The organism is Mesorhizobium sp. M0854 (assembly GCF_040319815.1).
Lineage (GTDB): Bacteria > Pseudomonadota > Alphaproteobacteria > Rhizobiales > Rhizobiaceae > Mesorhizobium.
Map to the genome: position 1 here is coordinate 86,931 of NZ_JAMYOL010000016.1, position 13,040 is coordinate 99,970.

Below are 13,040 nucleotides of genomic sequence, written 5' to 3' on the forward strand. Positions count from 1 at the left end.
ACACGATTGGATGCCGCGCCGCATTGCAGCCGCCGACTTTCGATTCGCAACAGGTTATTTCGACGTCTGGCGGCATCGATGCTTGATGCCGCCAATATTTCATTCCACACACCGGTCACGATGAGAGACGACATACGGGATCAGCGCCGGGTATTCGGGTGGGCCTTGCCCACCTCGATTGCGCTGCATCTGCTCATCGTCGCGCTTTTGTTGTTCGGACTGCCGGCAACGCTCTCGCAGCCAGGGAAGGAGCAGCCCATCGCAGTTGATATCGTGCCGCCGCCTAAACCGCCGGAAAAAATCAAACCTCCGTCCCCCGCTGAGCCGCCCAAGCCGGAAAAGCAGCCGGAACCTAAGGTCGAGACGCCGACGAGCCGTGAGGTTGCCGCGCAGAGACATGTCTTCCAATTCGGTGAGAAGGACGCCGGTCCTCGCGAGTCTCTGGACGGCAACAGTGCGGAGGATGGTTCGGAACAACCGCCAGCGCCGCAAGATCCCAATAATCAGGATCTTGCGCAGCCACCTGCCGTGACTGCGGCCGACGGCAAAGACTCGGCTCCACCGCCTGGCGCATCCGCGCCGCCTAAGCCCAAGCCAGCGAACGTCGCCAAGGAGCAAAAACCCTTGAAGCTTCAGCAAGCCAAGACGTTGTTCTCGGAAGCAGTAACCGGTGATCCGATAGCGACAATCGCAATGGCTGCTTTGCCGCGCGGCGAACGGGTCGGGCAGCTCTGCGCCACGGAACTCGGCGGGCAGTTGCTCCACGCCTCGCCCCCCTATTTTTTTGATAGCATTCCCAAGTATCGGTTGAAGGAGGGCACGGTCCTTGACGTCGCCAGTGCACCCTTTCCCGTCAACGGGCAGTGGTACGACCTGAGCTTTCGTTGCGAGGTCGATCCGGACGCGACGAAAGTCATTTCCTTCGGCTTCCGTGTCGGAGATCCGGTGCCGCGCAGCGAATTGAAACGTCGCGGGCTGCCGGCCGAATAACTCGCTGAGGCTAATCGAGGCCGACGCGGGGCCTCAATCCACGAAGCAACCCGGCATCCGTAAGTTAGCTTTCGCCAACGGCCGGCCGAAGGTGGGACGAATGCTCGCCCGTCTTGGCAATCGCTGTGTCGAGGTTTAGCTTATGCTAAGGGAGGGTTCGATGACTTCAAGTTTCAACGTTCACCATGCTGCCGGCTATGAGCAGCTCATGGGCCGCTGGAGCCAAAAGCTCGCGCCGCTGTTCATCGGCTTCGCGGGCCTCAAGGACGGCGAAAAGATCCTCGACGTCGGTTGCGGCACCGGCAGTCTGACCTTCGCGCTCGCCAAGGCCGCTGACCTCGGTGAGGTCGCGGCGATCGACTTTTCGGCCGTTTTCGTCGAGGAGGCAATCCGGCGCAACACCGATCCGCGGATAAAAATCCGTCAGGCGGATGCCTGCGCCCTGCCCTTTGAGGACGGCGCGTTCGACCGTGCCCTGGCCCTGCTCGTGCTCCATTTCGTGCCCGAAGCCGGCAAGGCAGTCGCCGAGATGCGCCGCGTCGTGCGGCCGGGCGGCGTCGTCGCGGCGACGGTATGGGACCATCTCGGCGGCATGCCGGGGATGCGCATGATGATCGACACGGTGGCGGTGCTCAGTGAAGGCGGACGCCAGCTGCGTGCCCGCTATTGCACGCAGCCGATGATGCAGCCGGGTGAAATGAAACGGACCTTTGTCGAACAGGATCTCCGCGACGTTACGGAAACCGAGTTGATGATCCGCATGGACTACCAAAACTTCGATGATTACTGGGCGCCGATTGCCGCCGGCGAAGGGCCGCTCGGCAAATATGTGGCCGCGCTCGACCCGGAAGAGCGGGCGCGCACCGACGCCGCCATGCGCGACGCCTACGAGGCCGGCCGGCCCGACGGCCCGAGGTCCTTTGCCAATGTCGCCTGGGCCTGCCGCGGCGTCGTTGCCTGACCTTGGCGCTAATGCATGCCGCGCAAAAAGCGCGTCGCATGAGGCCGATCGAACGCGACGCGCTTTAGCCGATCCCATAGACCAGCCCGACGCGGCCATCCGACAGCCGCTCGACCTTGCGCAGTTCGAGCCCACGACGATTTTTCGCCGTCCCAAACAGCGCCTTTCCTTCACCGGCAAGCAGCGGATAGACGATCAGCCTGAGTTCATCGACCAGCCCGGCATCGATAAGGCTTGCGGTAATTCGGGCGCCGCCCATAAGGTAGATGTCCTTGCCGGGCTGCTGTTTCAGCGCAGCGATATCCTCGAAATTCCGCACGAAGCGCGTCTTTGGCCAGGCCGCCGAAGTCATTGTGTTCGACAGCACATAATGCGGGGTCAGCGCGGCGAAGCGGGCCCATTCTAGCTCGGCCGGCTTCGGCAATTTGCCGGTCATCGGCAGCGGCTTGTCGGGCTCGTTCTGGATGGCGCTCCAGTAGCGCTCGTAGCCGGCATACATGACGCTGCCAAGCAGGCAGGCATCGATTTGCGGCGTCAGGCCGTATTCGTCCGACCACGCGTCGACCCAGTCGGCGTAACCCTCGGGCCCCTCCATCTTGCCATCGACGGAAATCTTCATTCCAGCGATCAATTTGCGCATGACTTCCTCCATCAGGCTTGCGGGATGCAAGCACGTTTCATCGGTTCGGCGTTGCTTCGTGTTGCTGGCGGCGACCTCAGGGATAGCCGCCGCGAGTTACATCAGGCCGGCAGACGGCGGTCGTATTCTTCCCGCAGGCGGCTCCAGCCGTCCCAGAACGAGGTCGGCGTCTTGCCCGCCAGGCGGGCGGCCAGCAGGTCGAGGTGTATGTGCCAGCCGGCGGTGATGTTGAGCTGGATTGCACGTTCCGGCAGGCGGCGATGAACGACGGTGAGCAGCACATCGCTACCCTTCGCCTCCAGCAAGAAGGAGACGCCGCCGGTGTTTCCCCAGGTGATGGAAAGCTTGGACGGCGGATCGAGTTCGGTGATCCGGCCCTCCATACGATGCTCTTCGGGAAAGCCCGCGGGGCGCTGGCCAGGCGGGTCCGTCAGCTCGTCGTTACGCCAGACCAATTCGAACGAGCTGCCGGCCTTCATTTCCATCTGGCCCGCGGCCATCCATTGCCGGCGCAAGTCACTCTCGGTGAGATAGGCCCAGACGCGCTCGATGGGGCCGGGCAAGAGGCGCTGGATGGTGAACGTGGCGGGCTCGCTCAGCGCGCCATAGGCGTCGATGCTTCTCATCTGGTTCATTGCTCGTCTCCTTCTTTCGGGTTGGGCGATTTCCTGGACTCATCCTGGGCTTTGCGTGCGTCCTCTTCGCGAAGAAGGCGTTCGAGAACATCGAGACGACCGGTCCAGAAGCGCTCGTAGAAGCTGAGCCACTGATGGGCGCTGGCCAGCGGTCCAGGGGCTAGTCGGCACAGATGCGTGCGGCCCCTCACCTCTCGACGAATAAGCCCTGCGTTCTCCAGCGCCTTGATGTGCTTGGAGGCCGCCGCGAGCGACATCGCGAAGGGTTCCGCCAGCTGGCTTACCGTTTTCTCGCCATCGGCGAGATCGCGAAGCATGTGCCGCCGGGTGGCGTCGCCAAGGGCGTGAAAAACCGCGTCCATCTGGGGTGTCTCTAATTCAACCATGTAGTTGAATATAGACGCGCGCTTTGAGATAGTCAACCATTTGGTTGAATAATTTATGCGAAGCGCCGCGGGGCCGCTTGCGCCATCGAGCGCGTCGACGTGACGGGAGATAGGGACGCGCCCCGCGACAGTAAGGGCGAGGCCCTTATTTGCCGTCGAAGAAACTGTGGATCGCGGCTTCCAGCTTTTCGATAAGCTGAGGGTTGTGGCAGCTGCCAGCCCAGATCAGGGCGTTTAGCCTCATCTCTTTGTTGATAAAGCTCACTTTCCCAGAATCCAGCAGGTATTCCGCGATCTCGTAGTGCCGCCCCTTGATAGCCTCGATGAGCGCGTTGTTTCTCCCCGTCTTGTCGGTCAGATTTACTTCCGCGCCATTCTCCACGAGCAACTTGACGACTTCGAGATGCCCGTTCTTCGCCGCCTCGATAAGAGCCGTTCTGCCGTAGTAGTCAGCTCGCGCGTTGATCTCTATTTGGGGGTGTCTCACGAGGACTGAGATACACGCGTAATGTCCCTTGGCCGACGCAAGGCTCAAGGGCGTGCTCTTCCACTTGTTTCTGGCATTCACGTCGATTTCCGGGTCTTCGATCAGCGCCTCCACCACAGCTGTGCGGTCATTGAGGGCTGAAAGGTGAAGTGCAGACCAGCCGCCGTCGTCCGACTGATTGATGTCGGCGCCAGCCGCCAATTCCGATCGAACCGCCTCCGCATCGCCTTGTTCTGCCGCGACCAGCAGGGGCGACCAGTCTCTTGCCCCTTCGGCTTCCAAGCTGTTGGTCAACGCAGTCGCCTCCTCGGATAGTCACAGAATACCACAGAATCCGCGATAGTGGGGTCATCCTGCATAGAGTTCCCTGGAGCCCGTGGGTCACAGAGAGCTGTCGGCCCGAAGCGGAGGATCAGCGCTTCACGTCCGTCTCCTCACATTCTCCTGATATCGACTGGCTTTGGCGGCCATTCAGACTAGATAGAGCCTGCGCCGGGCGGAACGATGCAGAAGGACCTGAACATGCCTGAACAGATTACCCTGAATAGACCTGAACAAATCAGATTGAACGACGACTCCGCCATTCCGCAAATCGGCCTCGGCGTGTGGCAGGTCGATCCAGCCATCACCGCCAAGGTGGTGCGCTGGGGAATCGAGGCCGGCTACAGGCTGATCGACACCGCCGAAGGCTATCAGAACGAGGAAGGTGTCGGGCAGGCGATCCGCTCGGCCGGCGTCCCGAGAAGCGAGTTGTTCATCACCTCGAAACTGCGCAACGGCGCGCATCAGCGCGACGCCGCCTTGCGCGCCTTCGACGAAACGATGAGCAAGCTCGGCATCGAACAGATCGACCTGTTCCTGATCCATTGGCCGGTGCCCAGCCAGGACAGATATGTCGAGGCCTGGAAGACGCTGATCGAACTCAGGCAATCAGGCCGGATCAAGTCGATCGGCGTTTCGAACTTCAACCAGGACCACCTCGAACGGATCATCGGCGAGACCGGCGTCACGCCGACCGTCAACCAGATCGAGCTCCACCCCCGCTTCCAGCAGCGTGACAAACGTGAATTCCACGACAGCCACAACATCCGCATCGAGAGCTGGAGCCCGCTGGGCAGCGGCCGGCTGTTGAGCGATCCGACGCTTGAAAGTATCGCCAGGAAACACGGCAAGTCGGTGGCGCAGACGATCGTCAGGTGGCACCTTCAGGAAGGGCTGATCGTCATTCCAAAGTCGATCCACCAGGACCGCATCGCCGCCAATTTCGATGTCTTCGATTTCGAGCTCGAAGCGAAGGACCTCGAGCTTATCCGGGGCATGGATTCGCCCGACGGCCGCACCGGCCCGAACCCCGCTACAGCTGCATTCCTGTTCTGAGGGCCGACAGTGAAGCTGCCTATCTCCCCCCTTGTGGGGGAGATGTCCGGCAGGACAGAGGGAGGCGTTGTCCCGCCAGCGATCAAAACTACCTTCCCGCTAGCTCATATCCCGGAGCCATCCACCAGCGGCACATCTTCGCCCTCCCAGGGGCTCGGCATCGATCCCTTGCTGAGATTGGCCGACGGCAGCGGCATCCAGCACTTCAGTTCGGGTTCGGCATATTCGACGATGCGTCCTGGAGACGAGTCGGAGGCGCGCCAGCCTTCGCTGCCGAACTGATCGGCGCGGGCCCAGTAAGCCATGTCGACCTCGGCCGGACCCTGCTCGGACGGCCGAACCGTGACAAGGATTCTGCTGCCGTCCCTTGGCGCGCTCGACATGTGGCGCCACTGACCGGGCTCGTCCATTGCATTTCCTCCTGCGATCTTCGCCTCGAACGGATAGTCGCTTCGCGTTCGGAAGTGGTCAACCTGAACTTTTTTGCCTGAGACAAAACCCCTGTCCGGTCGTCGCGGAACAAGTCATGGCACGCCGGGTTTGGGCAAGTTGTTGAAGGAAGCAAAATGAGACCAGCGCCGCGACCCATCCTTACCATTATTGCATGGCAGGCCGCGTCTTTCGTTCGCAACCCGGTCCGGTCGCAATGAGGCAGGCCGGTTCCGATCATTCCATCCCACCGAAGGAGGGCAAGGGCGGCATAGGACGAGCGCTCGGCCTCGGCCTGATAACAGGGGCGGCCGACGACGATTGTTCCGCTATAGGCACCTATGCAAGTGCCGGCGCCCGTTTCGGACCCGACCTGCTCTGGACGGCCCCGGTGACGTTGCCGATGATGTACGCGGTTGTCTATCTGTCGTCGAAGCTCGGCCAGGTGTCGGGGCGCGGATTGTTCCACGTCATCAAGGACTTCTACCCGCGGTGGCTGCTCTGGTCGGTGCTGTTGGGTGTGCTCGTCGGCAACACCATCGAGGCAGCGGCGGATCTTGGTGGAATGGCGGCGGCGATCAACATATTCGTGCCGCTTCCCATTCCGCTGATCGTGCTGTTCGTCGCCGCCCTCATCTTCGCCCTCCAGGTTTTCGGCTCCTATACTTTGATCCGCAACATCTTTCGCTGGCTGGCGTTGGCGCTGCTCGCCTATGTCGGTGCCGCCATTCTGGCCAAACCGGACGCCGCGGCGGTGCTGCGCGGAACGCTGCTTCCAAGGATCGAATTCAATCGCGAGTTCCTGTCGATCCTGGTCGCCATCATCGGCACGACGCTGTCCGCCTATCTCTATACATGGCAGTCCAATGAGGAGGTGGAGGAGGAGATTGCCCAGGGGCGCACAACGCTCAGCCAAAGGAAGGGCGCTACCGACAGCGAACTCCGCCGCTCGCGCCGGGACATCCTCATAGGCATGACGTTTTCAAATCTCATCATGTATTTCATCATCCTGTCGACGGGTGCTACGCTCTACAAGGCGGGCCACCACGATATCGACACGGCAGCGCAAGCGGCGGAGGCGCTGCGCCCGCTAGCCGGCCAGGCCGCAAGCGTCCTGTTCGCCGCAGGCGTGATCGGCGTCGGTTTCCTCGCGGTTCCTGTCATGACCGCCGGCGCTGCCTATGACGTGGCGCAAGCCATCGGCTGGAAAAACAGCCTGCACGCCCGGGCTCGAGAGGCACCCAAATTTTATCTCGCCATCGGATTTTTTACGGCGATCGCCGCCGGCCTCAACTTTCTCGGCTTCAATCCGATGAAGGCGCTGGTCTGGTCCGGCATCGTTCAGGGCTTCTCGACACCGCCCTTGCTGCTGCTCATCATGCTGATGACGAACAGCCGCAGGATCATGGGGGAGCAGGTGAACAGCCGCAGCACCAACATACTCGGTTGGGCAACGACCGCCGCCATCTTCTCGGCGACGATCGGCCTGGTGGCCACCTGGTTCATGTAAATCCGGCAGGACAAGGGACGCCGCCAGTTGGACTACCCGTTCCCGCTTGCGGATTGCCCCAGCTTTGCCGGCCTTGGAAACTCCACAACATCTCCCACCGGCCGCTTGTATTGCGCTGCGACAATTGCATCGATCAGGAGATCCAGAGCCGCACGAGCCGTGCGGCTCGTCTCGTCCTCGCCGCTCAAATAGTGGCAGGCTCGTTCAAGGTGCAGGTGTGCGGCGGCAAAGTCGCTTGTCATAGGCATCTCCCTGTTGCCCGCCCGCCGGCAAGATGACCGCCTCGATTTAGCCAAAAGCAAATATCCACAGCCGGATTTGAATCAAATTGGCCTGACTCACTGCATGCCGCGGAGCCACTCCAGCGCCGTGGCCTGTGCCTCGCTTGCATCCTCCCCGAGGACCGCTAGGCCGTCGAGGATCGTGGTATCGGGACATAGTTCCTCGACGTCGCGCCGGGAGCGTCCGAGGGCGACTTGCCTTATATGTCCGGCCGGCTTCATGCGCTCTGTCCGACGCGCTGCGCCATCGCGGCTGAAGGCGCTGTGGCGGGTTTTCAGCGCGCTGCGGCGCATTGAATGAACCAATTGTGGGCGATGTGCCGCAAACTCCGTTCGCCCACTGCGCTACTTTTGAAATTTTCTCACTCTCTTAATTCTACAAACTCTCTAGATTTAACATAGATCGCTAGACCCAAGATCTTAAAATAGAGCGCTTGAGAGGGAGCCAGGAATGTCGAAAAAGCTCGTGGTGGGGCTGTCGGGCAATTTGACCCGGCCCTCGAAGACCAAGGCGTTCGTCAGCCACATCGTCGGGCAGGCCGCCGAAAGCATCGGCGCGGCCTCGGCCGTCTTCGATATCGAGGATCTCGGCGCTTCCCTGCCGCAGGCAAGGCGCCTCGGCGACCTCGACCCGGCGGCGCGCAACATTGTCGAACGGCTGCTGGGCGCCGACATCCTGGTGGCCGGCTCGCCGACTTTCAAAGGCAGCTATACCGGGCTTTTCAAGCATTTCTTCGACCTGCTCGATCCGTCGTCGCTGAGGGGCAAGCCCGTCATTCTCGCCGCGACCGGCGGCGGCGAGCGCCATTCGCTGATCGTCGAGCACCAGTTGCGGCCGCTGTTCGGCTTCTTCGAGGCGCTGACCGTGCCGACCGCGATCTACGCCTCCGACAAGGATTTTGCCAATGGCGTGCTGGTGTCGGAAGCCATCCACGCCCGCGCCCGGCAGGCGGTCGCCGAGGCATGCCGTGTAACCGGGGTGCCCTACGGCGTCGGCCTTGCCGCCTGAACGCACCACTGACCCGAGATCCCCTTTCCGATCCGTCCAGGAGCACGCCGCGATGACCAGATCCACCAAATCCGGGCAAATCAAACTGGGCGCTTTCCTGCCCGGCGGCGGACAGCATATCGCCGCCTGGCGCCACCCCGAGGCGCCGGCCGACGGCGCCACCAATTTCGAGTTCCACAAGCAGCTCGCCCTGACCGCCGAGCGCGGCCTGTTCGATGCCTATTTCCTCGCCGACAATCTGACGGTCGGGCTCGGCGCCCGCGAAGGCGGCAATGCCAAGATCGCCGGCTTCGAGCCAGTGACGCTGTTTGCAGCGCTGGCGCCGCTCACCACGCATCTCGGCTTCATCGCTACCGCCTCGACCACCTACGAGGAGCCCTACACGCTCGCCCGCAAATTCGCCTCGCTCGATCATCTGTCGAATGGCCGCGCCGGCTGGAACGTCGTCACCTCGGCCGGCGACGAAACCGCGCGCAACTTCAATCGGGAGACGCAGCCTGCCCACGCCGAGCGCTATGCCCGCGCGCATGAGCACGTCGAGACGGTCAAGGCCCTGTGGGACAGCTGGGAGGACGATGCCTTCATCCGCGACAAGAAATCGGGGCGCTTCTACGACAAGGACAAGCTCCACGACATCGACCACAAGGGAGCGCATTTCAGCGTGAAAGGGCCGCTCAACGTGCCGCGCCCGGTGCAGGGGCACCCGGTCGTGGTGCAGGCGGGGCAATCGGAAGACGGTCGCAAGCTCGCCGCCCACTCGGCGGAAGTCATCTTCACCGCCCATCAGAACCTGGCGTCGGCGCAGGAATTCTATCGCGATATCAAGGCGCGCGTGGCGGCCGTCGGCCGCGATCCCGAGCAGGTGCTGATCATGCCGGGCGTGGCACCCTTCGTCGGCCGCACCGAAGAAGAAGCGCGCGCCAAGTACCAGCAACTGAACGATCTCATCCTGCCCGAAGACGGCGTCGCCCTGCTCAACGGGCTGGCCGGCCAGACGCTCGACATCACCGGCTATCCGCTCGATGGACCACTGCCGCCGAGCAAGGAGACCGAAGGCATGAAGAGCCGCCAGGCGCTGATCCGCCAGATTGCTGACGAGCACAACTTCACCATCCGACAGCTCTACCAATGGGTGGCAACGGCCCGCGGCCATTATACCGTCATCGGCAGCGCCACGCAGGTCGCCGATCAGCTGGAGGAATGGTTCGGCAACGAAGCCGCCGACGGCTTCAACATCCTGCCGCCCTGGCTGCCCGGCGGGCTCGACGACTTCGTCGAGCTGGTGATCCCCGAACTGCAGCGCCGCGGCCTGTTCCGCACCGCCTATGAAGGCAGGACCCTGCGCGAGAACCTCGGCCTCAGGCGGCCGGAAAACCCCTGGACCGCCGCCCGCTCGGCGGTGCTGGCCGCCGAATAATCCCGAGAAGCCCGATATTTTCCAAGCAGGAGGCAACACGATGACCTTGCAGCACATCGAACAGGCCGCCAGCCTCGGCACGCCTGACAGCACGACAAGCCTCGGCACGGACTTCCTGCGCCTCGGTGGCCGGGCGGGCATCCGCTTCCTGTCGCGCTACGGCGTCCTCATCGCTTTCCTCGCAATCTGGCAAGTGTCGAGCAGCGCGGGCTGGGTCAACGCGGCCGTGCTGCCGCCGATCGACATGATTGTCGCAGCACTTTGGAAGGGGCTGGCCGGCGGCACTCTGCTCGGCGACATCGCCATCAGCCTGCAGCGCGCCGGTCTCGCTTTCGCGGCCGCCGTGCTGGTCGCCATCCCGCTTGGCCTGTTCATGGGTCAGGTGCGCACGGTCGAAACCGCGCTCGATCCCATCCTGCAGGTTTTCCGCCAGACCTCGGCGCTGGCGCTCTATCCCGTCTTTATCCTGCTGCTTGGGCTCGGCGAAGCGTCCAAGGTATTCGTCATCTTCTGGGCGACGCTGTTCCCGCTGCTGCTCAACACCATCGGCGGCGTCAAGCAAGTCGATCCGAAACTGCTGGAGATGGCCCGCGTCTATGGTGCCAGGCAGCTCACCGTCTTCCGTCGCGTCGTGCTGCCCGGCGCCGTGCCGTCGATCTTCGTCGGACTGAGGCTCAGCGCCACCACGGCGCTGCTGCTGTTGATCGCTTCCGAAATGATCGGCGCCAACAAGGGCATCGGCTTCCAGGTGATGAACGCGCAATACAATTTCCAGATCCCGCTGATGTTTGCGGCAATCGTCATCCTCGCCGGCCTCGGCCTGATTGCAAACCAGGCGCTGGTCAGCCTGCAGCGCCGGCTCTGCCGCTGGAGCAATTCCGTCGACTGACCACCCGCCCTTACCAATCTCAACCAGGCCAGAACTCAAATCAGGAAAGACCCGGACCATGAAAATCTCCCGCCGTTCCCTGCTTGCCGGCGCGCCCTTCGCCGCCGGCCTTCTCGCCGCGGGCCTGCCGCGCTTCGCCTTTGCCGAAGCGGAACCAGTGAAGTTCCGCTCCCTCGCCAGCCGTGGCAGCATCTCTCCGCATGAGTTGGCCGCCGAGCTCGGCTATTTCAAAGGCCTCGGTATCGAGGTCGAGAATGTCGGCTATTCCGGCGGCGGCCCGGAATCATTGTTTGCGCTGGCCTCCGGCAGCGTCGATATCGGCTCGGCTGCAACCGCAGCCGTGATCAACTCGATCTCCGGCGGCAACGACTTCGTCGCCGCCTATCCGAGCAACGGCATCAACAGCAAGGTGCGTAGCGTCTTCTACGTGCTGGACGACAGCCCGATCAAATCGATCGCCGACATCGCCGGCAAGACCATCGCCGTCAACACGCTCGGCGCCCATCTCGACTACACCGTGCGCGAGGCGCTGCACAGCGTCGGCCTGCCGCCGGATGCCGCCAATCTCGTCGTCGTGCCCGGACCGCAGCTCGAACAGACCTTGCGCTCCCGTCAGGTCGACATCGCGGCGCTCGGCTACTGGCAGGCGACGTTTGCCGGCGCCCTCGTGGACAACGGCGGCGTGCGTGGCGTGTTCAACGACACCGACGTGCTGGGCGAGCTGGCCGGCGGCTTCGTCGTGCTCAGGCGCGACTTCATCGCCGCGCATCCGGACGCCGCCCGCAACTTCGTCGAACAATCGGCGCGCGCCTCCGACTGGTCGCTGCAGAACCCCGACGAAGCGCGCAAGGTGCTCGCCACAATCCTCGACAAGCGCGGCGAAAACGGCGAACTGGCGCGTTACTGGACCGGCTTCGGCCTGCGCCAGGGGGCCAAGGCGACGGACCGCGACATCGACTTCTGGGTCAGCGTGCTCGAGCGCGACGGCCGCCTGCCAAAGGGCAAGCTGAAGGCAACAGACATCCTCTACCGGCCGGGCGAAACCAAGACCAACTGACAAAGGCAACCGACCAACCAGTTGGGAGACGCGCGCGATGAGCAGCACAAGCGGCGGTCAGGTCAGCATACGCGACCTGTCCAAATCGTTCAGCATCAGTGGGCGCTCGCTCGCCGTGTTGAGGACCCTCAACCTCGACATCCGCTCGGGCGAATGCCTTGTCATCGTCGGCGCCAGCGGATCGGGCAAGACCACGCTGCTGCGCATCCTTGCCGGGCTGGAGGCCGCCGACAGCGGCGGCGTCGCCATCGACGGCAAGCCGGTGCACGGCGTCGGTGCCGAACGTGCGGTGATCTTCCAGGAACCGCGCCTACTGCCCTGGTTGACCGTGCTCGGCAATGTCGCCTTCGGTCTCGAAGTGCGCGGCGTGCCAAAGGCCGAGGCCGAGGAACGGGCGCGCTTCTACATCGCGCTCGTCGGCCTCGCCGAATTCAGCGATGCCTTTCCCCGGCAGCTGTCGGGCGGCATGGCGCAGCGCGTCGGCATCGCCCGCGCCTTGACCGTGCAGCCCGAAATCCTGCTGCTCGACGAGCCGCTGGGCGCGCTCGATGCGATGACCAAGATCGGCATGCAGGAGGAACTGGCGCGCATCTGGAGCGAGGAGAACGTCACCATGGTGATGGTGACGCACGACCTCGAGGAAGCAATCTACCTCGCCGACCGGGTGCTGATCCTGCCCAAGGAGAAAGGCGGCGCGGCGCGGCTGATCGACATCGACCTGCCCCGCCCGCGCGAGCGCAGCGAAAGCCGCTTCGTGCGCTACCGCGAGGAATTGCTGCGCGAATTCGGCCTGCACTGAAAGCCGCCTAAGGAGCCTTGGGTCCTCGCCCCGCAAAGCGGGAGAGGTGTGTAGGCGGCCGCCGGGCCGCGGCGCGGGGGCCTCGGTTATTGGCGCGGGGGCGGGCGCCGCCCGCGGGGGGGGGGGGGCCGCGCGCGCGGGGGCGTCTGAGCCTCTCCGCGCCCCCCGCCCGG

At 63.4% G+C, this 13,040-nt stretch carries 14 protein-coding genes; 9 read left to right on the plus strand and 5 right to left on the minus strand.

Annotation, left to right across the window (positions count from 1 at the left end; all coding sequences use genetic code 11):
- The first annotated feature begins 78 nt into the window (after nucleotides 1-78).
- Both NKH99_RS22430 and NKH99_RS22435 read left to right on the plus strand, forming a co-directional pair.
- The gene (locus tag NKH99_RS22430; RefSeq protein ID WP_353015583.1) at nucleotides 79-990 is read left to right on the plus strand and encodes a DUF930 domain-containing protein; all 912 of its coding nucleotides are present in this window, start codon (nucleotides 79-81) and stop codon (nucleotides 988-990) included.
- Nucleotides 991-1,150: 160 nt separating this feature from the next.
- Nucleotides 1,151-1,951 (plus strand): class I SAM-dependent methyltransferase, encoded by an 801-nt coding sequence (locus NKH99_RS22435; protein ID WP_353015585.1) that lies wholly within the window; start codon nucleotides 1,151-1,153, stop codon nucleotides 1,949-1,951.
- A 64-nt stretch (nucleotides 1,952-2,015) separates the two neighbouring features.
- Here the strand turns inward: NKH99_RS22435 and NKH99_RS22440 are convergent, their stop codons facing one another.
- From NKH99_RS22440 to NKH99_RS22455, 4 genes are all read right to left on the minus strand, one after another.
- Nucleotides 2,016-2,591 (minus strand): dihydrofolate reductase family protein, encoded by a 576-nt coding sequence (locus tag NKH99_RS22440; RefSeq protein WP_353015587.1) that lies wholly within the window; start codon nucleotides 2,589-2,591, stop codon nucleotides 2,016-2,018.
- Between the two features lie 101 nt (nucleotides 2,592-2,692).
- The gene (locus NKH99_RS22445) at nucleotides 2,693-3,226 is read right to left on the minus strand and encodes an SRPBCC family protein (RefSeq protein ID WP_353015589.1); all 534 of its coding nucleotides are present in this window, start codon (nucleotides 3,224-3,226) and stop codon (nucleotides 2,693-2,695) included.
- Complete coding sequence (locus NKH99_RS22450; protein WP_352569142.1) at nucleotides 3,223-3,612, minus strand: ArsR/SmtB family transcription factor; 390 nt, start codon at nucleotides 3,610-3,612, stop codon at nucleotides 3,223-3,225. Before NKH99_RS22450 ends, NKH99_RS22445 begins: the two co-directional genes overlap by 4 nt.
- A gap of 145 nt (nucleotides 3,613-3,757) precedes the next feature.
- Nucleotides 3,758-4,393 (minus strand): ankyrin repeat domain-containing protein, encoded by a 636-nt coding sequence (locus NKH99_RS22455; protein WP_353015591.1) that lies wholly within the window; start codon nucleotides 4,391-4,393, stop codon nucleotides 3,758-3,760.
- 228 nt (nucleotides 4,394-4,621) lie between these two features.
- On the opposite strand from NKH99_RS22455, the gene NKH99_RS22460 reads away from it, so the two are divergent.
- The gene (locus NKH99_RS22460) at nucleotides 4,622-5,476 is read left to right on the plus strand and encodes an aldo/keto reductase (protein ID WP_352997294.1); all 855 of its coding nucleotides are present in this window, start codon (nucleotides 4,622-4,624) and stop codon (nucleotides 5,474-5,476) included.
- Nucleotides 5,477-5,580: 104 nt separating this feature from the next.
- Here the strand turns inward: NKH99_RS22460 and NKH99_RS22465 are convergent, their stop codons facing one another.
- Nucleotides 5,581-5,886: a hypothetical protein gene (locus tag NKH99_RS22465; protein ID WP_023677305.1), complete on the minus strand. Its 306-nt coding sequence runs from the start codon at nucleotides 5,884-5,886 to the stop codon at nucleotides 5,581-5,583.
- 236 nt (nucleotides 5,887-6,122) lie between these two features.
- On the opposite strand from NKH99_RS22465, the gene NKH99_RS22470 reads away from it, so the two are divergent.
- The 6 genes from NKH99_RS22470 to NKH99_RS22495 all read left to right on the plus strand — a co-directional run bounded on the left by NKH99_RS22470 (nucleotide 6,123) and on the right by NKH99_RS22495 (nucleotide 12,867).
- Nucleotides 6,123-7,415 carry an Nramp family divalent metal transporter gene (locus tag NKH99_RS22470; protein WP_352501261.1) on the plus strand — a complete coding sequence of 431 codons (1,293 nt, stop codon included), beginning with the start codon at nucleotides 6,123-6,125 and terminating at the stop codon, nucleotides 7,413-7,415.
- Between the two features lie 732 nt (nucleotides 7,416-8,147).
- A complete protein-coding gene (msuE, locus tag NKH99_RS22475; RefSeq protein ID WP_023677302.1) occupies nucleotides 8,148-8,705 on the plus strand; it encodes an FMN reductase in 558 nt (185 codons plus the stop codon).
- 52 nt (nucleotides 8,706-8,757) lie between these two features.
- On the plus strand, nucleotides 8,758-10,122 hold the full coding sequence (locus NKH99_RS22480) for an LLM class flavin-dependent oxidoreductase (protein ID WP_352501263.1): 1,365 nt from the start codon (nucleotides 8,758-8,760) through the stop codon (nucleotides 10,120-10,122).
- A 40-nt stretch (nucleotides 10,123-10,162) separates the two neighbouring features.
- Entirely contained in the window at nucleotides 10,163-11,011 is an 849-nt protein-coding gene (locus NKH99_RS22485; protein ID WP_353015594.1) for an ABC transporter permease, read from the plus strand.
- A gap of 58 nt (nucleotides 11,012-11,069) precedes the next feature.
- Nucleotides 11,070-12,068, plus strand: a complete 999-nt coding sequence (locus NKH99_RS22490) for an ABC transporter substrate-binding protein (protein ID WP_352501265.1) — start codon at nucleotides 11,070-11,072, stop codon at nucleotides 12,066-12,068.
- A gap of 37 nt (nucleotides 12,069-12,105) precedes the next feature.
- Nucleotides 12,106-12,867 (plus strand): ABC transporter ATP-binding protein, encoded by a 762-nt coding sequence (locus NKH99_RS22495; protein WP_352472198.1) that lies wholly within the window; start codon nucleotides 12,106-12,108, stop codon nucleotides 12,865-12,867.
- Nucleotides 12,868-13,040: the final 173 nt, after the last annotated feature.